The sequence below is a fragment of the Mesorhizobium ventifaucium genome (assembly GCF_935822925.1).
Taxonomy (GTDB): Bacteria; Pseudomonadota; Alphaproteobacteria; order Rhizobiales; family Rhizobiaceae; genus Mesorhizobium; species Mesorhizobium ventifaucium.
Genome location: NZ_CAKXZS010000004.1, coordinates 74,276 through 94,971 on the forward strand (window position 1 = coordinate 74,276; position 20,696 = coordinate 94,971).

Here is a 20,696-nt window from a genome sequence, read left to right on the forward strand (position 1 = left end):
GCGGGGGGCGGATCAGTGACTGCAACATGTCGCCTCCAACTCGGCCAGCGCACGCGGACGCTTCTCCTGGATGTCGCTGAACGTCCGGAACGAGGCCAGGTAATGCTCGTGGGCGCGCTCCCAGGCGAGATCGTCGGGCTCGCCCCAAAGCTCGCGATAGCTGGGCGAACTGGGGTAGGGATAGAGCGGCACCGGCTCGTTGGCCCACACGCCGCGATCGATGAGGTGCTTGCGCCAATAATCGACCAGAGCGGGATCGTCCTCGACGACCCCGATCAGATTGGCCTGGACGAACGGAATGTGACGTCGTGCATTGACCAGCAAAGCGGCCAGTTCCTCCGTGCCCAGCCGGCAACGCTTTGCCAGCATGGCCCGGCCTTCCACCGTCAGGCTTTCAAGGCCGGCTTCAATCGAAACGCAGCCGGCGGCACCCAGCAGTTCCAGGAGCTCCGGTTTCCAAAGATCGATCCTGGTCTGCACGCCGAATTTGACGTCGCGAACGACCAGTGCCTCCAGCAGCGCCTTCTGCGGCAGGAAGATCTCGTCGATAAAGTAGATGTAGCCGACGCCTTGCCCGATCAGCCGATCGATTTCCGCGATGATCGCATCGTGGTTCCTGCGGCGGTAGGCGTCGCGGAAATCGATCTTGGCGCAGAAGCTGCAATTGTAGGGGCAGCCGCGGGACGCCTCGACTTCCGCTCCGAAACCCACCTGATCGTCGTCGAACCTATGGTGATGGTGCGAATGCGCGGCAATCCAATCGGACGGCCAGTTGAGCGGCGGATGATCAACAAACGAACTGGCGTGGACGCCGCCATTGCCGACAAGTTTTCCCTCGTAGAGATGAGCGGTGTGAGGCACGGCTCTCCAATCGTCACGGCGGGCGAGTTCGGCGACGACCTCTTCGCATTCGCCGCGCACGACGACATCGACCCCCAGCTTGCGCAGTGTTGGGGCCGGCGTCGCCGAGCCGTGCGGTCCGACAGCCACCGTGCGGCCGCCGCGCACGGCGAGGCGGTTGAGGAAGTCGGCGGGCACGCGCAGCTCGGGCGGCGCGCAGCGCCAGAACAAATAGGTCGGCGCCGTGCTGACGACGGTCATGGCTGGTGAGAAGGCGGCTACGCGATCGGCAAGTGCTGGGTTGTCCAGCTTCTGGATTTGCCCGTCCAGCATCAGCACCTGATGGCCGTCGGCCTCCAGCAAGGCTTTCGAGTAGCCCAGTTCCAGCGGCAGATGCGGCTGGCGGCAGCCGAAATAGATGCTGTCCTCATAAGTCCAGAACGGATTGACCAGGGCGACTTTCATGCCACGTACCTCGCTGGTTCAGGCTCGAGGCGATGACGCTGGAGCCAGTCGGCGAGATCGCGGACGCCGTCGCGCCAGGAGACATGCGCTTTCCAGCCGAGCGTCGCTTCTATCTTGCGGGTGTCGGCGACAAAGAAAGGTTGGTCGCCGGTGCGTTCCCGGTCGTAGCGGATCGAGAGCGTCCGCCCGGTCAGCTCGCCGATCTCCTCGATCAGCATGCGCAGGCTGACGGCGTTGCCCGGTCCGCCGCCGAGATTGAATGCTTGGCCCCGGATGTCGTCGATCCTGGCAAGTACTCCGCGATAGGCCGCAACGGCGTCGGAGACATGAAGAATATCGCGCACCTGCTTGCCGTTGCCATAGATCGTGATCGGCCGGCCGGAAAGCGCGCTGAGCAGAAAATGGGCGACCCAGCCCTGGTCCTCCGTGCCGAACTGGCGCGGCCCGTAGATGCAGCTCATGCGCAGGACCGCGGTCGGCAGATCGTACGACTTGGCATAATCGAGCACATATTGGTCGGCCGCGCCTTTGGAGCAGCCATAGGGGGTGCAGAAATCCAGACCGCAGGTCTCGTCTATGCCGTTGGCGCGGATGCTGGCATCGCAGGGCACGCACCGATCGTCCTCTTCGCGCACTGTGACGTCGGGCAGGCCGCCATAGACCTTGTTCGTGCTGGCGAAGATCACGGGAATGCGTCGGCCGCTGCGGCGGGCCGCTTCCAGGACGTTGAAGGTTCCGCGAAGATTGATGTCGAAATCTTCGCTTGGCTGGACGAGGCTCGTGGTAACGGCGGTCTGCGCGGCGAGATGGAATATCGCCTTGGAATACGCCAAAAGCGGCGCCAGCACGTCTCCATCCCGGACATCAACGGTTTCCACGGCAAGTTGATTGCCGTGCTTCTGCGCCAGCCAGGCTAGGTTCTGATCGACGCCCGGGCGGCTGAGATTGTCGATGACCAGCACCGGCACCCCATCCGACAACAGGCTGTCGGCGAGGTTCGAGCCGATGAAGCCGCTGCCGCCGATGATGGCAACCGGCGCTTCACGAAAACCGTCCGGCCTCATGATACCAGTCCTCGCTCTTCGAGTTCCCGTTTCATGTCGGCGCCGCGGTCGATGGCGACCGTGTTGCGCACCCATGCGACGAACTCGTCGAGTGAATCCTCCAGCCGGTGCTGCGGCTCGAAACCGAGCAGTTCGCGCGCTTTCGAGATATCGGCGAAGCAATTGCGGATATCGCCGGCGCGCGCCTTGCCGAGGATATCAGGCCGATGGTCCGGCACACCCATAGCGTCGGCGAGCAGCCGGGCGACCTCGCTGATCGCATAGGCACGTCCGCTGCCGATGTTGATGACGTGGCCGCGCGCCTGGCGTTGTTCCAGCGCCAGGCGGAAGGCGCGGGCGACGTCGCGCACATGCACGAAGTCGCGTTTCTGCTCGCCATCTTCGAAAATCATCGGCCGCTGTCCATTGGCGAGGCGTGAAGCGAAATTCGCCAGAACGCCGGTGTAAGGGTTTGACAGCGCCTGTCCGGCGCCGAAGACGTTGAACAGGCGCAGCGCCACCGCGTCGACGCCATAGGCATCGCCGAAGATCAGCACGGCGCGCTCCTGGGCATATTTCGTCAGCGCATAGATCGAAGCGAGATCGACCGGCTTTTCCTCGTCAGTCGGCAGGGGCGACAGGCTTTCATCCGCCGCCGACAGCGGATTCCATTGGCCGCTCTTGACGTCGTTGGCCTGCCTCCGTGCATTGTCGACGCGCCGACCGCCTGGCGTGGCGTAGAGACCCTCGCCGTAGACGCTCATCGACGAAGCGACGACGATCCGCTCGACCGGATGTTTGATCAGTGCCTCGAGCAGGGTGGCGGTGCCGAGGTCGTTCGCGCCGACATAGCGGGCGATCTCGTACATGGACTGGCCGACGCCGACCTCGGCGGCGAGATGGATAGCGGCGTCGACGCCCTGGAGCGCCTCAGCGACGGCGTCGCGATCGCGAACGTCGCCTTTGATCAGGTCGGCTCCTGCCGGCAGGGTGATCGCCTCGCTGCCGTGCACCTGTTCCAGCAGCGCATCGAGAATGCAGACGGCATAACCATGTTCAACGAGTTCCTGGACGACGTGGCGGCCGATGAAACCGCACCCTCCTGTAACCAGTATGCGTTTCACGACAACTCCTTACGCAGTTGGCCTTGGCGCCCCGAACTGTTTGGCAAAAGGTTTGTTCCCTCTGCTTCAACAAAGATGGTTTTGGGGAGGCCGCAAACCGAGGTGAACACGTAGCGGACGAGCCTTGGGCCCTGCGCTGGAACATTGCAGCTTCTTTGGGGTTAGGGCGCTCATCCGGTCCGTGGGCGCAAGGAGTGGTTGGGCAGCTGGCTGTGATCGAAACGGTATCGCGTAGCAAGCCAGACCTGATCATGAGCCTCACACGCCGCATGCAAAGCCTGGATCAAAGGGAGATTTCAATGTCTGAATCGAAAACAACCACCAATCATGACGAGATCCGCCAATGGGCCGAAGATCGTGGTGGCCAACCTGCGGTTGTACGAACCAAGGGCGAGGGCGGCATCTTGCGGATCGATTTTGGCGAGCCCGAGGAGAAGCTCGAGCCCATTGAATGGGATGAGTTCTTCCGGATTTTCGACGAGAACGATCTGGCCTTCCTCTACCAGGACGAAACCGGCGGCGGCAAAACCAGCCGGTTCAACAAGTTCGTCGACCGCAACCAGAATGGCTGAGGAGGCTGCTATGTCAGCGGCGACGGGCAGTTTTTAAGCAGGCCTCGCGTTCTGACAGAGAACGTCACTATAGGTCGCAGTTTTTGCCTACTTTTCGGACTGTTGGAAAAACCAACCGGCCTTTCCAGATAGTTCGGACTTGGCCAAATAGTCCGGATTTGGAAACAATCACAGGTTGAACACGCGGCGGTTGCGGAACGGCACAGCCTTAGTGCAACAGGCTCGTTCCGCCCGATCCGGCAATGTTTCGCATGATGCCGTTCAGCCAGTCTTCGGTCGATACCCCGGCCCGCCTCCTGTCGATCTCGCCGATGGCGCGCTCCAGCGTTCGTTCGACCAGCCGATCGGAAGCACCAACGTCGCCCAGAAGCAGACGCGCCGCGAGCCTGAGCTTCGGCAGAAGTGAGAAGACGTTGTCCGACAAGTTCACGGGAGGGCTACCCGCCAAGGCGGATTTTTCCGGAGGGAACAAGGCATCAAAGACGGCGTAGCTATCCGACGACTTCCGAAGATTGCTGGCGTGGCGGAGACGTTCGGGAATGACGATGTCCTCGTCACCGCTGAAAAAGACGAAGGGAACGCCGCGGCGCATCAGTTCGTCTGCGATCGGAAACACCCGCCGGCCGTTGAGATTGACGTCGAGGATCGCGGCCTCAGCCACCTCGGTATGCATAGAGGCGTGTTCGACTGTCGCCGCAGGGCCGAGGACGACCGCGCCCATATTGCCGAAATATCTTGCAAGATCGCCGGCCAATATCCAATCGTCTTCGACGATCAGTATGCGCACCCCTCGGAGATCGCGCACCTCATCGTCCTTTCTTCGAGCGGGATTTCCAATTGTCCGCACGGGCCTGTTCAGAACCTTCCTGCAAGGCTGCCTGCAATCGTTTCGCCAAAACCAGCATACGTGGCGGAATGGATTCGTTTCCCGGCAAACTCAGCAAATCCTCGAAGCGCAACAACGCTCGTTTTGTCAGCTTTAGGTCAGGTGTGCGTTTTGACATTGGAGTTCCACAACAATTCCGGACCTTAACGCCGTCTGCACGGACTTGTTCCGGCCCTCTTGCACGTTATATGCTGGGCGTTGCGTTCAGCCCAGTCGTGGGTTTTGGGTCGATTACCCAGGGGTTTGCGGTGACATCCCAGATGAAGAGATTTCCCATTGTGGGCGTCGGCGCGTCAGCCGGCGGCATTCCCGCAATGGAGGGTCTGTTCAAAGGCATCACCGGCCGGCCCGGCATGGCATTCGTCATCGTCACTCATCTCAGTCCCGGGCGCGAAAGCCTGCTTCATGAGGTCGTCGGACGTTACACGCAACTACCGGTTGTCGTCGTCGAGGACGGCACCACTGTCCTGTCCGACCACGTCTATGTGATGCCGCAAAACGTCGTTCTCACGATTGAGGGGGGAGTGCTGCACCTGCGGCAATCCAACGTGCTCAGCCGCGAGCGTAAGCCGATCGATATCTTCTTTAGCGCGTTGGCCGAGGATCAGGGCGAATATGCCGTTGGCATCATTTTGTCGGGCGGCGATTCCGACGGCACGCTTGGCGCGAAGGCGATCAAGGAGCGTGGCGGACTTACGGTCGCCCAGGCTCCCGACGGCTACGGTCCGCGCAATCCGGACATGCCGAAAAGTGCGATCTCCAGCGGGCTGATCGATATTGCGGCGCCCGCGCAGGACATCGGTGCGAAGCTCGAGGGGTTCGCCCGCAGCTTCGATATGCTGAACGGCGTTGCCGGAGACGGCGAGCACGAGACGGCAGAACTGGGTCGGCTCCGCGACGAGATCTACGGCATTCTGCAGGGCCAATCCGGCCACGATTTCTCCGGCTACAAGACCAAGACATTCCTGCGGCGTATAAAGCGGCGCATGCAGATCGCGCAGCTTCATTCGATTGCAGCCTATGTCGAGTGGCTGAAGAAAGACCCTCGCGAGGTGATGGACCTCTTCCGCGATCTGCTGATCAACGTCACTAATTTCTTCCGTGATCCCGATGCGTTCAAGCTGCTCGAGGACAAGATCATACCACAGCTGTTCCAGGGCAAGACCGCCAGCGACGCCGTCAGGATCTGGGTGCCTGGCTGCGCCACCGGCGAGGAGGTGTTCTCCATCGGCATGCTGTTGCGCGAACACATGGAGATGCTTTCGGTTGTGCCACGCGTCCAGATATTTGCGACTGATATCGATGACCCTGCACTTGCGGTGGCGCGCGCGGCGCGTTACCCGGCGGCATTGCTGCAGGGGGTTTCGCCCGAACGCAAGCAGCGTTTTTTTAGCAGCGACGGCGAGAGCTACGTGCTTGCCAACGAGGTCCGGGAGCTGTGCGTCTTTTCCCCTCACAGCGTCGTCCGCGACCCGCCGTTTTCACGCATGGACATGGTTTCATGCCGCAACCTGCTGATCTATTTCGGCTCGAACATCCAGAACCGGGTCATTCCGATCTTCCATTACGCGCTGAAGCCGGGCGGTTATCTTTTCCTCGGCACGTCCGAAAGCGTCGGCAAGCACGACGACCTCTTCGCCACTGTCGACAAGAAGCAGCGCATTTTTCAAGCGCGCGAACATGCCTCGCCACACATTAGACTGCCGATGCTGATCGGCGATGGCCATTCGGGTGCCTTCCTGCCCGAAGGCACGGGGCCGAAGAAGGCAACCGCCAGCTACCCGCTTCGGCAGGCGGTCGAGGCACAAGTTCTGGAGCGTTTCGCGCCGCCGCATGTTGTGGTGAATGGCGATGGTGACGTCGTCTACTATTCGGCGCGGACCGGCAGATATCTCGAAGCGCCGCAAGGCATTCCGAGTCGACAGGTGCTGACTTTGGCCCGCTCCGGGCTAAGGCTCGACCTGCGCGCGGGGTTGCGGGAAGCCACCACGACGCGCCGCAGCATCGTGCGGGAAAATGTCGTCGTCGATGAGGACGACGAACAGGCGCAGTCGATCAAACTCATTGTCGAGCCCTTGGCTGAACGCGGCAAGGGCGAACAACTTTACCTTGTCCTGTTCGAACCATCGGGGCCGGTGCAGCCGCGGTCGGATGTGAGGGGCGAAAACCGTGATGGCGAAGGCGCTGCTGATCTCGAGCGGGAACTGCGCGAAACCCGGGAGCGACTGCAGTCGACGATCGAGGAGTACGAAACGGCGCTGGAAGAGCTGAAATCGTCGAACGAGGAACTCGTCTCCGTCAACGAGGAGGCGCAGTCGACCAATGAGGAGCTTGAGGCCTCGAAGGAGGAGATGCAGTCGCTCAACGAGGAGCTCAACACGATCAATTCGGAGCTGACCAGCAAGATAGAAGAGCTCGACCGCGCCAACAGCGATTTGCGCAATCTGTTCGAAAGCACGCAGATCGCAACCATTTTTCTCGACCGCAATCTGGTGGTGCGGACCTTTACTCCGGCGGCCTCGTCTTTCTTCAGCCTGCGTCCCTCCGACGTCGGCCGGCCGCTGACCGAGCTTTCGAGCCAGCTCGACTATCCCGAGCTGAAACAGCATATCGATGCCGTCTTCGAAACCGGAGAGACCCTTAACCATCATCTGGCGCGCGACGACCGGGGCCGGTTTTATATGGTTCGCATCAATCCGTATCGCGACAAGGACAGCAGGATCCAGGGCGTCGTGGTCACGCTGGTCGACGTCACCACCTTGGCCGAGACGGAACAGCAAAACCGGGTGCTCATTTCGGAGCTGAACCACCGCGTCAAGAACATGCTGGCGGTGGTCGCCAGCATCGCCAACCGCACCCGTGAAAGTTCGGAATCGAAGGAAGAGTTCGCCGAAGCGCTGATTGGTCGCCTACACGCCATGTCGCGGGCTTACGGTCTGCTGTCGAAGGAACGCTGGAAAGAAGCTTCCATCAACGAACTTCTGCATCAGGAGCTCGAGCCTTTCAACATTGACCGGTTCGAACTTGACGGCGCTGAAGTGAAGCTTAGCCCGCAACAGGGCCTTTCCCTTAGCATGGCCATTCATGAACTGGCGACCAACGCCGCCAAATATGGCGCGCTGTCGAAGCCCGAGGGCAGGGTCGCTCTGAAATGGTCTGGCGAGGGCAATGTTTTCACGCTCGCCTGGCGCGAGAGGCACGGGCCGCCGGTCAGAAAGCCGCAAGTTAGCGGCTTCGGACTTTCCCTGCTGCAGGGTGAGATCGGCTACCGGCTTGGCGGAAACGTCGAGACCACGTTCAATCGTGACGGTCTTGAGGTCCAGATCACATTCCCGATGATGCGCAAGGAGACGCCGTGACCGACCCGCTGCGCATTCTGGTGGTCGAGGATGAATGGCTCATCGCCGAGGACATCGCTGCTTGCCTGCGCGCTTCGGGACATGAGGTAATCGGCCCGGCCCCTTCGGTGGCGGTGGCCCTTCGCCTCATCGGCGAAAATCCTGTCGACGTGGCGCTGCTGGATGTTCAACTGTATGGCGAAACGAGCCTGGCGATCGCAGAAGAATTGCAAGCCCGGCGCATTCCGTTCGCGTGTCTGTCCGGATTTGGGCCGCGCGATGTTCCATCCGCGCTCGCCAACTCTAGATTTGTTCGCAAGCCGGCAGATCAGGCGGCCATTCTGAGTGCCTTGGCTGAATTGGTCCCGACGTCCTAGCTTGTTTTCGGCAGCCGCTGCCATCGCCCTTCAGTCCAGCGGCTTATCGGTCGGCCGTGGCGTCGTGCCTTGCTGGCGCGGCCGACCGGCATTGCGGTTCGCCACCGGATTGTCCAGCGGAGCGGTCGAGGGCTTCGATGTACCCGCGGTTTTCGGCGTCGGCGGTCTCGCTCCGGCATCCGTATCGTTGGCGTCCCGCCTTGGACGTCGCAGGCCGTCGGCATTTGCCTGCCGGACTGCCGGCTTCGATGTGGTGTTCTTGTTGGCCATGGTGTCTCCTTCCTGCTGCGACGGATAGAACGGATGGCTTCGTTCACCGCTCACAGCGTGTACGTGTCAAACCGCCGGCACGGTGCGAAGTTCCACGACCTGACGCTGGATGGGAACCATTTTCGATACTGGCTGTTCGGCTCGCAGGAAGGAGCCGGACATGGAGCGACGTAACGCTATACTTTCGCTGGTGATAGCAGCGATCATTATCGTCGGCTTTCTCATTGGCTTTTTGTATGCCGATATGGGCTGGCGCAACTCGCCACTCGAAAGAGCCCCTGAGCAAAACCAGGGTGGGAACGCCCCGGCCGACACCTCGCCTGCCGCGGGCATCGAAAAGAACCCCAAAGAGAATACCGAGATGCCGGATCAGCAATAACCGCGATCCTTCGGGCAGGAATGGAGGCCGGGGCAGAGATACAAACCGGGGGAGCGCATTGCGACGAGCTGGATGGCCTTGCGCGACGCCGGGACCAACGGCTGTTTCGGTATTCTGGTGATGTCGGACTTACGGTGGCTGTTGGCTCCTGGCTGCCAACGCAGCGGCCTCTTCCTCCGTCGTTGAAATCCCTCCTGCTGACGCAAGCGATTTCTGGCATTTGCGTAGGGGAAGCACGGCGTGCTCAGTCTCCGGAGACGATAGCCGGCCGATCCTGCTGCTTCTTGCAAACGCATCTTGATTGGCCCTTGCTGCGAGCCACTCCGCCCGCTCCCGCGGCAAGCCGATAAGGCAAATACCGGCGAAGTACGCCGGCACATCCACGGTCGTATCGAACACGGCCCATGTGTTGGTCGGTTCCTGAACGGGCAAAAACCTCATAACAGCTCCTGCTAATATATAGCACGAACTTACGGACGGAGCATTGTTCAGGCATCAACCAAACGAGGGAGAGTGTTTTCGTTTTGCCACGCTGCGGCGCGCTGAGCCTCGCGAATTGATCTACAGCTTCTGCATCGCGGCTGCGACGTGGCCGAAACAGGGAGGCAGATATCGACGAGCGAACGCATCCAGAGCCCGCCAGGCGGCGGCGCTTTTGCGTGTCAGCTATCCGCCTTCACTGCCCCGTCTCGCGGGCCTCGGCGTACCACTCAAGGAACTGTCCTTGGGAGCGCTGCTCGGGATCAGGAATCCACCTTTTAGCAACTCCAAGGCGTCGAGTGCCTCCTCATCCAGCAAATTTGTCAGAGCCACCCCGTCTGCGAAGACAACCCTATTGTCGTCTATGTCATAGACCTCCCAAAGCCCTTCCTTGATCCGTCGAATGGCGTGCCGATGCTCCATAAGCAGACGCTAATTGAGTCGCGGAAATGGTGGCTAGAGAAAATCCGGGGAGACCGACATTAGCAGTGGAAAACCTCAGGCGCCCTGACGCGTGATGCGTGTGCGCAAGTCAAGGGTATGCCGGCCGCGCGTGGCCCGAGGGGACTGTGTCGACCACGGGCAAATAGCCAAGTTGAGAAACCGTTTGACGATCATTGCGGACACTCGGCCTCTGATGTAATTTAGGATTTGATCAAGTGAGGAATATATCGCTGTCGCGACGGCTTTTCTCTCTTTTCTGTCTCGGCAGATAGCATGCTCTCTAACGGTCCTCGGCACTGCAAGCTGTGTTCTTGTGGTCGCCAGGTAACAGCGGTTAAGGGATTTGCCATGCGCCGACGTTGCGGATTTGTTGCGGCCTTGATGCTCGCAAGCGTCACGACTTTCGACGCTTCTGCAGTCGAACGAAGGGTCGCCTTTGTTATCGGCAACTCCGATTACCAGGAAATCTCGGCCCTCAAGAACCCGGCCAAAGATGTGGTGGACGTGTCCAACACGTTTCGAGCGGCTGGCTTTGATGTTTTCGTCGCGAGCAATCTTACAAAGCTGCAATTTGAAGATCAGTTCCGCAACTATCTTGCCGCCGTGGACGGCTCGGATGTAGCTGTCGTCTACTATTCCGGTCACGGCTTTCAGATCGGCGGCGAAAATTTCCTGATCCCTGTCGATGCCTCGTTGAAAGATGCGGCGGACGTCGAGGTTCAGGCAATCAAGCTGAACGACGTGCTGCAGCAGATGCGTTCGAAATCGAAGATCCAGGTGATCATCCTCGATGCCTGCCGCAACAATCCATTCCCTCGCAAGGACTATTGGCTCAGGGACCAGCTTCTTACCGCCAGCGGCACCGGCCTTGCGCAAGTAAGAAGCTCACTGAATACACTGATTGCTTTCGCCACCGAACCCGGCGCGGTCGCCTATGACGGCGCCGGCGACCTCAGTCCATTTTCGCTGGCGTTTTCTCGTCGCGCGCTCGCCCCGAACCAGGAGATCCGCACGGTCATGTCGGCCGTCCGCCGGGATGTGGTTGAGGCTACCAAGGGCTTGCAGGTTCCCTGGGAGAACTCTTCGCTGATCGACGAAGTCGTTCTGATGCGTCGCACCAGCCGCCCATCGCTGCCGCCGGTATTGGAGAAGGTCGTGCTGTCCGGGGCGGGCCCCGTCGATCTGGACCTGCCGCAACCGGTCGAGGTCGACGGCGGGACAATAACCGTCAGCATCGATCGACCGCCCGCCTTGGGACGCCTGATGCTGGACGGCAAGGTCGTCGAGGCGGGAGAACTGATCCAGGGCAAGGATCTGCCGCGTTTGCAGTTGGATATCCCCAAGGGAACTGGCGAGCCGGAAGAGATGGATATGCTGGTCTACGCCGCACGCGACAATTGGGGCGGCGAAGCCAAGGGCATGCTGGTGTTCCGGGTCAAGAGCGGCGAAGGAGCCCAGGGCGAACAGGTGATGGCCGCGCTCGAAGCCGAGCAGAAGCAGCAGGTGCTGCAGCGCGGCATTCATGTCACCGGTGCGGCCGAGGCGATCGAGAACCGGGAGGTCGACGTTCCGGTCGGCGTCGGCGCCGTTGCTCTGAACCTGGATGTCCCGACAGACGATGCGGCGGTCAGCCTGAAAGTCACAAACTATCCGGCAACGGGAACACTCTCGCTGCCGGATCGGACCCTGTCGCCCGAATCGAGCTTGACGGTCGGTGAAGTCGAGGGACTGCGCTATGAACCCCAGATCGGAGCCAGCGCACCGGTCGAGATCGCCTTCGAAATTCGGGCGGACAGCGCAGTATCCAAACCCGCCAAAATGAAACTGTCGCCGAGCGTCGATCCGTGCGACTTGGCTGCCGGCGAACCTCTCGACCTTCAAGGCGTGGTCCCCGGCCTGCTGCCAAATGAAATCGGCGCCGACGCGGTGAAGCTGTGCGAGGCCGCGGTGAAGGCGTATCCCGATGTCGCCCGCTTCCGCTATGAGCTGGGACGCGCGCTGCTTGCAGCCGGCAAGGTCGACCAGGCCAGGAAAGCCATCCAGCAGGCCGCCGACAGGGGGCACGTGCGCGCGGTATTCGAGCTCGGCTATTTCGCCTCATCCGGGATAGGGATGGCCGTCGATCCCACAAAGGCAAACGACTTCTACGCAGTGGCCTCCGACAAGGGAGACCCCTATGGCATGACGGCATGGGGTCGTGCCTTGTTCCATGGTCTCGGCGTCGAGCGCGACACCGGCAAGGGGCTGGATCTGCTACTCAAGGCGGCATCGATGGGGCACACCTATGCCATGAACGATCTCGGCGCGATCTTCACCGAGGGTCGCAACGGCGTGCCCGCCGATCAGGCCCGTGCCGTTGCCTTCCTCAAGGCCGGCGTCCAGCGCCAGGACATGTATTCGATGAACCTGCTCGGTCGCAACTACATCAGCGGCAGGGGCGTCGAAAAGGATCCGAAGGCTGCGCTGGAGCTTTTCCAGAAGGCCATCGACCTCGGCCAGCCCTATGCGCCGGGCAGTCTTGCGCGCATGTACCGTGATGGCGTTGGCGTGGAGCAGAACCTTGATGAAGCCCAACGTCTGTTCGAACTGGCAACCTCGCGCGGTGACCAGTCCGGCGCCTATGATCGCGCGGCTCTCGAGATGCAGAAGGGCGATCAGGCCGACCAGGCCGTCGCCGTGCGTTTCCTGGCATTCACAGTTGCGCTCGATCTTCGCAACGAGTTGCCGGACGCCCGGGCGACGTTGGCGAAATTCGGGGCCAAGGCGAAAGCGGCGGCGTTGAAGCAACTGCGTGGGGAACTCAAGTCGAAGATTCCGTTGAGCGGTTCTGTCGACAAGCAACTGGTGAAGGTGGCCAGGGCGGTCTGGGAACAAGCCAATCCGCGTCGGGATTTGTTCTGATCAACAAGGAGGCAATGGTGGGCAGAAATCGGAAGCAGGCAACAATCGGGATAACTCTGTCCATCGCCTTGGCGGGGGTCATGGGCTGCACATCCTGGCCACCCCTTCAACCGACGCCGCTGGTGGCGACGCCCACGCCGGCGCCGAAGGTCGTTCGCAGAGCCGCGGCGCCGAAGGTCGTCAATCGCGCTCCCAAACCGGTGGCCGCCAAGAAAGTGGTGACGGTTGCGGACGAGCCCCGGCCACCTGTCATCGCTCCCCTGGGTGGCAGTGGCGGTGGCAGCGGCGGTGGCGGGGGAGGCGGCTGGTGACAAGCGCCAGTCGACCGTATGTCGGCCCACCGTTGAGCTGACCTCAGCATCCTTCTCAAAATCGCGCTAGAGCGGAGTTTTACGCTTTCGTGACGATTGGGGCCACTGCGTTCGGTGCAGGCGGTGCCTACACGCGACACATACGATGGCTGCGAGTAAGACGGTGACTCCCGAATTCTCTGTTCGGAAAGGCTCATGGTCTAGGTTGAGGCCTGTCCGATCCTTTCATACTTGCCCCTAGCTCGCATCCGCTGACTGGCGCAGCGCCTCGATCTCTGCCATCTGGATGCCCATTTCGACAAACGCGGTAAGAACTGAAAAGCGGTCCTCGAGCGCAACGCGTGCCAGTCCGGCCAGAACCCCCGCACTCACAGCGCGGGCGGCTGGCGGCGAGGCCGATAGCGCTGGCGCCCCCATAGCTGAACCGTTGCCATGCCGTCCTGCAGCCAGGGCAATCCAGGCGGCCGGCGTTGTTGGCGGCATTGCCGCAGCCTCGCTCACTTCCGGGCGATGGTGAGGGCTCTCCGGTTCGCTGACCCAGTCACGAACAAATGCGAGCAATTCCTGATCCCTGCCGTCGAGCAGAACGGTGAGGTGGCTCAGGCATTCATGGGCCCACCACACCGCAGCCCGCTCGGGAAGGAGATAGGCACAGAACGTAATCGCCTCCTCGGGCACCCGCCCGGCCAGGAGGGCGCGGCAAAATTCGATTGAAGGCTGTTCGGTCGGAAGTGCCACCATGTCCCTGGAAGCAGCGGGGCAGGCCATGAAGAGGTCCCGTGCCGTTTTGAAACGAAGCTCATTGGCCATGGCGCCACGCTTTCCCCAGGGAACAATCGACACTGAAGCCCTGGACGGGGCGCGGGTCAAGTCTCCAGTCCCTAGTGGTCAAAATCTGACGGTTGATACCCAAATCGAATTGCAGCAATGGGTGGGAAGTTGCCCCACAGCAGGTTTAACCTGAACGACAGGATTGCGCGCCAGGAGCCGACATTCCAGCTGAACTACTGGGCACTGGAGACGTCTCACACCGACTGGCCGTAGGTAACCGAGAACATGCACAGGGCGCGCCCGTGCCTGAAGTGCTTATCAGCTCTGGTCTATAAAGGCCTCGAGATCGGCTGCGACGCGTTGGGGCCGTTCCCAATTCGGACAATGTCCGGTCTCTGGGTAGCTGAGCAGTTTGGATCCTCGGATCGCGGTCACGAGGCGATCCTGATCGTTTCTGGAAAAGAGCACGTCGCGTTCGCCCCATATGAGGAGCGTCGGTGTGACAATCCGAGAAAGTTGCTCCGTGTCATCGTAAGCGAGCAAAGCGTCGAGCACGCCGCGCCAACGCCAAGCCGCCAGCTTCAGGCTTTCGGCAACGATCCGTTCGAAGAACGATTCGGGGAGGGGTACGTGCGCGGTGCTCGCCTGAAAATCGCGGGCGAACTCCACCAGCACCGGGTCTGGTAGCTCCATCAGTGTGGCCTGAACCTCCCGCGTGACCGGAGTGGCGGCCGACACACCGGTGCCGATCAAGACCAAGCGTGCGACTCGTTCGGGATTTGTGATCGCGACGTGTCGCGCGACGAAACTTCCGAAAGAGTGTCCGACGATGGTGGCGCGCTCGATGGAAACAGCGTCGAGAAACGCGACAGCATCAGCGGCGAATTCGTCGATCCCGTAACCGGCATCCAGCGCTTCCGAGTCACCGAAACCTCGCTGATCCAGGACAAACGCATGAACCCGATGCGACAGCAACGGCAGAATACTGCTGAACGAGAACCAAGAGTCCGGCCACCCGTGCAGAAAGAGGATCGGGTCGCCGTCAGCATTGCCCTGTTCAGCGTAGTGAATCTGTGGACCCGTCGCCAGTCGAACAGTTGCGAATCGCAGGTCTCCCATCAACCGAACTCCGCTTTCTGAGTCGAAATTGCCAGCCGGCCGCACATCTTCGGGGCGTTTGCCATGTCGCTCTTTCAGCCGAGCGCAACCCGCTTACCAACGGCTGCGCCTTCTTGAATATGTGTCACACCTTGGACCGTGCTGCTCCCATTTCGCCCGTCGAGGTCAACATTCGCACCACTCCAACGGTTGGAAGCTGCTGCGGTCGGCAGTTCCGTCTGACATAATCCGTTCTTGTTTCGGCAGTTTCTCTGGATCGACGCCAGAGTGTTTCGTTTGTTTCAGCAGGACACAGAGCTCGCATGTCGCGCTACCGTCGCGCAGCGGACGCGTGGTCCCTCGGCCTAACAGTCGCTCACAATCTTTGGCGTGGAGGCCGAGTAGCGTATTGCCACGCCGTCACCACATCCGGGTGCGGTTGCCACTGGGCTGAGGTGACGCCCATTGCTCTCTCCTTTGCTGGCTATCCAATTAAGCCATGGTGCCTGACTCGCTGATGAACGGCGGCGCGCCTCGATCGGACTTTTGGCCGGCAGCCCTGCGGGAAGTGAAATCCCCCTCCGGCCGTTGACCGGAGGGAGAGAAATCCCCTGCGGGAACGGCCCGTCACAGCCGCTCCAGCGTCAGCGTGGCGGGGTCGCCACGCCAGGCTTTGGCGAGCTCAGCGGCGGCCTTGGCCTCGGCGGCACTGTCGCGCCTGGCCTTTGCCGTTTCCTTGAGGCCGAACAGCGCCCAGGCGCTGCCGCGCGCCTTGTCGAGCGCGGCCCGGAACTCCTTCTCGGCCTCTTCCGGATCGCCGGTACGCAGCAGGGCAGCGCCCAGCGACTGCCTCACCGGATAGTACCAGTAGGGCGGCTCCATGTAGGGGATCGTGTCCTCGACCTCGGCGGCCTTCCTCCAGATCGCCACGGCGCCCTCCAGGTCACCGTCGGCCTCGGCCGCGCGTGCCCGCACCGTTGCCTCAGCTACCTGCAGCACGGCCAGCGCGGGAATTCCCCAGGCGTCATGGGTCGACCAGTCGGTCTCCGCCGCGATGCGGTGAATGGCGTCGGCCTCGGCGCGCGCGGCGGTAATATCCTTCTTTGCCGCCAAGGCGGCGCCGCGCATATAATGCTGGACTGCCTTCACATAGGCTGGCGCGTCCGCCTGCACCGGCTTGGCCAGGACCATGTCTGGGTCGCCGTATTGCGCCCAGGCGAAATAAGGCGCCGCCTTGACCGGCTGCACGATCGGGATCGCAGCGGCGATCTCGTTGGTGAGCAGCGTGTCCAGCTTCTCAGCCTGGTCTAAGACGGTCGGCGCGTCACCCAGAAGCTGCGCCGAGACCATCACGAAGTGGACATTGTGAGAATAATAGCCGATCGGGTAGACACCGACCGCACCGGTATCGGCAATGTAGGTCTCGTCGACCTTTGCGGCGGTGACGTTGGATGCGAGCGAGTCGGCGTAGCGGCCGACCCGATGGTAGATGTGGCTCGGCATATGGACGATGTGCCCGGCACCCGGCATCAGCGCGGCGAGTCGCTCGGCATAGGGCTCGGCCCGCTCCGGGCGGTCGGAAGCCTCCACCAGGTGGATGTAGAGGTGAATCGCCCAGGCATGGTCGGGCTTTTTCGTCACCACGGCTTCCAGCCGCTTCTGAGCGTCAGCTGCGCGGCCCTTCGGCTCCTTGCCGCCGGGCTGCCAATAGTCCCATGGCTGGGTGTCCATGGCCGCTTCCGCCGCGATCGTGGCGAGTTCCAGTTCGTGGGGATATTTGTCGGACAGGGCGGCCATGGCATCGGCGAAGGCCGCATCGAGGGCTTTGCGATCCGCGTTGGGATCGTCCGAGTAGCGGGCGGCGACGGCATCGATGAGGCCGCGCTCCTTGTCGGTCGCCGCTGAGGCGAGCGACTGTGCTTTTTTCAGCGCCGCGACGGCCGGTGCGTTCGCGGCAGGGTCCATCGGCACGTTGATGTTGGGTCCGAGTACAAGTGCTTCGCCGAGGAAGCACATCGCGCAACCCGGATCGAGACGCTGCGCCTTGCGGAAGGCGCGACGCGCCTCGGCGTGGTTGAAGTTGGCGGCCTGCCTCAGGCCCTGGTCGAAAAATTTCTGCGCGTCCGGGTTCTTCGTGCTGATCGGCCAGGTGAGCGTGCCGAGGTTGTCCCAAAGCGGCGGCTCGGCATCCTCGTAGGCCTTGACCGCCTCGGCGATGGGCGATTTGAGCGGTAGCGTCGCGGCGACGCAGTGCGCGATGGACAGGTCCTTCGGGAGCGGCACTCGCGTGGCGGCGGGAAGCTGAACACTGGCCGGGCCGCCGGCTGCATACGCGATGGCGGCGCCTGCGCCGAAACCTATGACTAAGAGTGCGGTCCATCCCGCGCCAGGCAGGAACTTGCGCAATTTCATGTGAGCCTCCCATTGATTGCGGGCCGCGCCGGCGTCACGTTCTGGCGGCGCGCCCCCGACGTGACGATCATACCCCAAGAGGGTCTTCAGATCAGTTGCGACGCTATCGGCGCGCTTGCCTGGAATCTACGCCCCGGATGTTTCAGTCGTTGTTCTTGAGCGGTGCTGAAATGTTTCGATTGTATCACAATGCTCATTCCCCCTTGGGTTAGAAACCGTTCGACGTGTGTCGGCGAGACTCTATCTTTCATGGGCGCCTCCGAGATGGACGTCCGGGCCAATACCTCTCATGTAAGCGCCTCGGTCGAGGTCTGCCTTGCCCGCGCCGGGCGCGTCACGTCCACCATCGTGCGGCAGCTCGCGCATTTCGATCGAGCCGAAGCCGGCTTTGCGCATCAACTCCTCGGCCTTCTCGCGGCGCCACTTGCGAGCCCGCCTAAGGAAGGACTGGTTCACGGGGCTGTGGGGCTTCAGCGCCAAGCGCTCGTTGGCGAGGGCTTCCGTCAGGCGGGTCAGGCCCCCGCGGGCTGCGGCCTCAGCCAGCGTCCAGTCGATGACGTCGCGCTGGGCGTGGCTGCCGCCGAAGCTATTGGCGATGAACCGTGTGCTATAGAGGCGATCGGCGGCCCTCTCGTAGTCGCCACGCCAGAATGCCGCGAATCCTTCGATCAGAGGCACTGCGGTCCTTCGCCCCCATTCGGCGATATCGGATCCCTCTGCAACGCTCCGGTAAGCCGAAACAAGCCGATCGACATCGCCGTCTCGGCCGGCGCCCAGATAGGCCATCACCGCGTGCCAGTCATTGAACGGATAAGTGCGGCCATCGGCATGGATGTCCCAATTCGCCGCCAGTTCTTTCCAGCGATCACCGACATCGTGGCCTGAGAGATGCAAGCGCCAGAGAAGTGCTGACGCATCGATCATGTCAAGCGCGACGGTACTGCGGTCCTGCCGGATCGGCCCGTCATAAAGCGCGAAAACCTCATCGACCTGACCGAGATCGAGGTGATAGAGCGAGCGATGCCACCAGTTGTGGACCTTGAAGAAATTGTCGTCGCCCGACCAGTAAGGTTGGCGGGCGATCATCCAGCCGATGCCGTCTTCGGCCCGCCCCTGCATTTCCATGACATGGGCGACGGCGTGGTGGGCCCAGCAGTCGAGCGGCTGCAGATCGAGCGCGCGCCGGCCCGCGTCTTCGGCCCGCCCATAGTCGCCGGTCTCCTCGAGGCCGAACGAATACATCCCGAGTAGGATAGAATAGCCCGGCATGTCCGCCGACCAATTCGACAGGGCCCGCGCGATCCTGTCGCGCAAGTCCCGTGCGTTTGCGCGGTAGAAATCCATCAGGTGGCCTGACTGCGGATGGTCCACGCTGTGACGATCGAGGGCCACGGCGGCGGCGGTCCACTGTCCCTCGAGGAGGAGGTCGAGCGCGGCGACGTGCGAGGCCTCACGTTCGGAAAGCCGCTGGCTCTTCACCCTGGCGACGATCGCCTTCGCTTCCTTCGTCGCTCCAGGTTCGGTCGCGAGGCCGAACAGATGCGCTTTGAGGATATGCGCCATGGCGAAGTCGGGGGCGAGTTCGATGGCGCGGTTCAGTAAGCCAACGGGGTCGCCGCGATAGATATTGAAAGCCTCCACGGCCTCGTTGTAGAGCTTTACGGTCTCGACCGTGGCACCTGAAAGGGCGTTATTCTGATTGTCAGTAATCACGATCGCTTTTTCCTCTTGGGCGCTTAGACAATCAGGATCATAATCGCATTGATTGCCAGCACGACTTTGCTTGGCAATCGACTGCCAGTTCTTCGGTTTCGGTGCTAAGCTAGACCGTTGCGAAAGGGCAGGAAATGACTCATGCGCCGGAACTCTTAATCGATCCGCTGCTTATGAGGGGAATGTGGCCTAGTGGATGCCCTGCTGGACATAGTGCGGGCGATGCGCCTCACAGGTGGCGTCTTCCTCGAGGCGGAATTCACTGCGTCCTGGTGTATCTCCTCGAAAATTGCCCCGGAAGATTGCAGGCCCTTCACGCCCGAGCCACGCCACATCATCGGTTTTCACTATATTACGGCCGGCCGCTGTCTTTTGAAGGTCGACGGTCAGCAGCCGATGGTGGTCGAGCGTGGGCAACTCATCGTGCTGCCGCGCAACGACGAACACGTGCTCGCAAGTGCTTCGAATCTGCGGCCCGTCAAACTCCCATCATCTGATCCAACCGGGGCCGGACGGGGGCTTAGCGAGAATCGTTTACGGCGGGGGCGGTGAGCCGACGCAGATCTTGTGCGGCTTCCTTGGCAGTGACGTTCCCTACAACGCTTTCATCGCGCTGCTGCCGAATGTCTTGAAGCTCGATGCCGCCGACGGAGCTTCCGCAACCTGGATAGAGAGCAATTTCCGCTTCGCCGCGAGGGAATTGGCGGGGGGGCGTGCCCATTCGCCGGCAATCCTCGCAAAGCTGGCCGAACTCCTCTTCATGGAGGCTGTCCGTCGCTACTTCACGTCGCAGCCGCCCTTGGACAGCTCCCTGGCAGCAGGAATGCGTGACCCGATCGTCGGACGCGCACTCGGGCTCATTCACGGTCAGATTGCCAGGCGTTGGACCACGGAAGATCTCGCGCGGGAGATCGCCCTGTCCCGCTCGGCTTTTGCCGAGCGCTTCACACGCGTCATCGGCGAACCACCTATGCGATACATCGTCCGGCAGAGATTGGAACAAGCCTCTGCACAGCTGAAAGAGTCCGCCGATTCGATTGCGCGGATCGCATACGACGTAGGCTACAAATCCGAAGTGGCCTTCAACAGGGCGTTCAGACGCGAATATGGCGTACCGCCGGCGGCCTGGCGTCGGGGCCATGCTGCTCGCCAGGTCTGACCGGTAGGCGGAACAGTGAGGAGGATGGCATTCCGGCTCCAAAGAAGGTGGGCAGCGACAACATCAGTTCCGACGCTCAGCATCACGAGCCAAAGTTCAGGAGAAAATCCGTA

The 20,696-nt window shown here is 61.7% G+C and carries 17 protein-coding genes; 7 read left to right on the plus strand and 10 right to left on the minus strand.

Annotated elements, in window-relative coordinates; genetic code table 11:
• Nucleotides 1-12: 12 nt before the first annotated feature.
• Genes NMG70_RS04000 through NMG70_RS04010 form a run of 3 tightly spaced genes read right to left on the minus strand, consistent with a single transcriptional unit; the run spans nucleotide 13 to nucleotide 3,472 of the window.
• A complete protein-coding gene (locus NMG70_RS04000; protein ID WP_254023329.1) occupies nucleotides 13-1,305 on the minus strand; it encodes a TIGR04295 family B12-binding domain-containing radical SAM protein in 1,293 nt (430 codons plus the stop codon).
• Nucleotides 1,302-2,369 carry an NAD-dependent epimerase/dehydratase family protein gene (locus NMG70_RS04005; protein WP_254023330.1) on the minus strand — a complete coding sequence of 356 codons (1,068 nt, stop codon included), beginning with the start codon at nucleotides 2,367-2,369 and terminating at the stop codon, nucleotides 1,302-1,304. The genes NMG70_RS04000 and NMG70_RS04005 overlap by 4 nt, the downstream gene beginning before the upstream one ends.
• Nucleotides 2,366-3,472 carry an NAD-dependent epimerase/dehydratase family protein gene (locus NMG70_RS04010; protein WP_254023331.1) on the minus strand — a complete coding sequence of 369 codons (1,107 nt, stop codon included), beginning with the start codon at nucleotides 3,470-3,472 and terminating at the stop codon, nucleotides 2,366-2,368. Before NMG70_RS04010 ends, NMG70_RS04005 begins: the two co-directional genes overlap by 4 nt.
• 299 nt (nucleotides 3,473-3,771) lie before the next feature.
• Between NMG70_RS04010 and NMG70_RS04015 the strand changes: the two genes are divergently transcribed.
• Nucleotides 3,772-4,044, plus strand: a complete 273-nt coding sequence (locus NMG70_RS04015) for a hypothetical protein (RefSeq protein ID WP_254016548.1) — start codon at nucleotides 3,772-3,774, stop codon at nucleotides 4,042-4,044.
• A gap of 208 nt (nucleotides 4,045-4,252) precedes the next feature.
• On the opposite strand, the gene NMG70_RS04020 is transcribed toward NMG70_RS04015, so the two are convergent.
• The gene (locus NMG70_RS04020) at nucleotides 4,253-4,849 is read right to left on the minus strand and encodes a response regulator (RefSeq protein ID WP_254023332.1); all 597 of its coding nucleotides are present in this window, start codon (nucleotides 4,847-4,849) and stop codon (nucleotides 4,253-4,255) included.
• Between the two features lies 1 nt (nucleotide 4,850).
• A complete protein-coding gene (locus NMG70_RS04025) occupies nucleotides 4,851-5,048 on the minus strand; it encodes a hypothetical protein (protein ID WP_254023333.1) in 198 nt (65 codons plus the stop codon).
• 142 nt (nucleotides 5,049-5,190) lie between these two features.
• Between NMG70_RS04025 and NMG70_RS04030 the strand changes: the two genes are divergently transcribed.
• Together NMG70_RS04030 and NMG70_RS04035 are read left to right on the plus strand one after the other, a co-directional pair.
• Complete coding sequence (locus NMG70_RS04030; protein ID WP_254023334.1) at nucleotides 5,191-8,289, plus strand: CheR family methyltransferase; 3,099 nt, start codon at nucleotides 5,191-5,193, stop codon at nucleotides 8,287-8,289.
• A complete protein-coding gene (locus tag NMG70_RS04035) occupies nucleotides 8,286-8,645 on the plus strand; it encodes a response regulator (protein WP_254023335.1) in 360 nt (119 codons plus the stop codon). The genes NMG70_RS04030 and NMG70_RS04035 overlap by 4 nt, the downstream gene beginning before the upstream one ends.
• Before the next feature lie 30 nt (nucleotides 8,646-8,675).
• Here NMG70_RS04035 and NMG70_RS04040 read toward each other — a convergent pair whose 3' ends face one another.
• Entirely contained in the window at nucleotides 8,676-8,915 is a 240-nt protein-coding gene (locus tag NMG70_RS04040; protein ID WP_254023336.1) for a hypothetical protein, read from the minus strand.
• A gap of 160 nt (nucleotides 8,916-9,075) precedes the next feature.
• Here NMG70_RS04040 and NMG70_RS04045 point away from each other — a divergent pair, with 160 nt between their 5' ends.
• Together NMG70_RS04045 and NMG70_RS04050 are read left to right on the plus strand one after the other, a co-directional pair.
• On the plus strand, nucleotides 9,076-9,294 hold the full coding sequence (locus tag NMG70_RS04045; RefSeq protein ID WP_254023337.1) for a hypothetical protein: 219 nt from the start codon (nucleotides 9,076-9,078) through the stop codon (nucleotides 9,292-9,294).
• Nucleotides 9,295-10,599: 1,305 nt separating this feature from the next.
• Nucleotides 10,600-13,119 (plus strand): caspase family protein, encoded by a 2,520-nt coding sequence (locus NMG70_RS04050; RefSeq protein ID WP_254023338.1) that lies wholly within the window; start codon nucleotides 10,600-10,602, stop codon nucleotides 13,117-13,119.
• 548 nt (nucleotides 13,120-13,667) lie between these two features.
• On the opposite strand, the gene NMG70_RS04055 is transcribed toward NMG70_RS04050, so the two are convergent.
• The 4 genes from NMG70_RS04055 to NMG70_RS04070 form a co-directional block, all read right to left on the minus strand.
• Nucleotides 13,668-14,240, minus strand: a complete 573-nt coding sequence (locus NMG70_RS04055) for a DUF6931 family protein (protein ID WP_254023339.1) — start codon at nucleotides 14,238-14,240, stop codon at nucleotides 13,668-13,670.
• 279 nt (nucleotides 14,241-14,519) lie between these two features.
• Entirely contained in the window at nucleotides 14,520-15,320 is an 801-nt protein-coding gene (locus tag NMG70_RS04060) for an alpha/beta fold hydrolase (RefSeq protein ID WP_254023340.1), read from the minus strand.
• 606 nt (nucleotides 15,321-15,926) lie between these two features.
• On the minus strand, nucleotides 15,927-17,711 hold the full coding sequence (locus NMG70_RS04065) for a tetratricopeptide repeat protein (protein WP_254023341.1): 1,785 nt from the start codon (nucleotides 17,709-17,711) through the stop codon (nucleotides 15,927-15,929).
• Between the two features lie 240 nt (nucleotides 17,712-17,951).
• Nucleotides 17,952-19,424, minus strand: a complete 1,473-nt coding sequence (locus NMG70_RS04070) for a tetratricopeptide repeat protein (RefSeq protein ID WP_254023342.1) — start codon at nucleotides 19,422-19,424, stop codon at nucleotides 17,952-17,954.
• A gap of 192 nt (nucleotides 19,425-19,616) precedes the next feature.
• Here NMG70_RS04070 and NMG70_RS04075 point away from each other — a divergent pair, with 192 nt between their 5' ends.
• Complete coding sequence (locus NMG70_RS04075; RefSeq protein ID WP_254023343.1) at nucleotides 19,617-19,976, plus strand: cupin domain-containing protein; 360 nt, start codon at nucleotides 19,617-19,619, stop codon at nucleotides 19,974-19,976.
• A gap of 13 nt (nucleotides 19,977-19,989) precedes the next feature.
• On the plus strand, nucleotides 19,990-20,583 hold the full coding sequence (locus tag NMG70_RS04080) for a helix-turn-helix domain-containing protein (protein WP_254023344.1): 594 nt from the start codon (nucleotides 19,990-19,992) through the stop codon (nucleotides 20,581-20,583).
• Nucleotides 20,584-20,696 lie beyond the last annotated feature (113 nt).

What these genes read in the sequence shown, in the direction of transcription:
- NMG70_RS04000 (WP_254023329.1), bottom strand. Translation starts at nt 1,305, where the DNA reads ATGAAAGTCGCCCTGGTCAATCCGTTCTGGACTTATGAGGACAGCATC.
- NMG70_RS04005 (WP_254023330.1), bottom strand. Translation starts at nt 2,369, where the DNA reads ATGAGGCCGGACGGTTTTCGTGAAGCGCCGGTTGCCATCATCGGCGGC.
- NMG70_RS04015 (WP_254016548.1), top strand. Translation starts at nt 3,772, where the DNA reads ATGTCTGAATCGAAAACAACCACCAATCATGACGAGATCCGCCAATGG.
- NMG70_RS04025 (WP_254023333.1), bottom strand. Translation starts at nt 5,048, where the DNA reads ATGTCAAAACGCACACCTGACCTAAAGCTGACAAAACGAGCGTTGTTG.
- NMG70_RS04030 (WP_254023334.1), top strand. Translation starts at nt 5,191, where the DNA reads ATGAAGAGATTTCCCATTGTGGGCGTCGGCGCGTCAGCCGGCGGCATT.
- NMG70_RS04040 (WP_254023336.1), bottom strand. Translation starts at nt 8,915, where the DNA reads ATGGCCAACAAGAACACCACATCGAAGCCGGCAGTCCGGCAGGCAAAT.
- NMG70_RS04045 (WP_254023337.1), top strand. Translation starts at nt 9,076, where the DNA reads ATGGAGCGACGTAACGCTATACTTTCGCTGGTGATAGCAGCGATCATT.
- NMG70_RS04050 (WP_254023338.1), top strand. Translation starts at nt 10,600, where the DNA reads ATGCTCGCAAGCGTCACGACTTTCGACGCTTCTGCAGTCGAACGAAGG.
- NMG70_RS04055 (WP_254023339.1), bottom strand. Translation starts at nt 14,240, where the DNA reads ATGGCCAATGAGCTTCGTTTCAAAACGGCACGGGACCTCTTCATGGCC.
- NMG70_RS04060 (WP_254023340.1), bottom strand. Translation starts at nt 15,320, where the DNA reads ATGGGAGACCTGCGATTCGCAACTGTTCGACTGGCGACGGGTCCACAG.
- NMG70_RS04065 (WP_254023341.1), bottom strand. Translation starts at nt 17,711, where the DNA reads ATGAAATTGCGCAAGTTCCTGCCTGGCGCGGGATGGACCGCACTCTTA.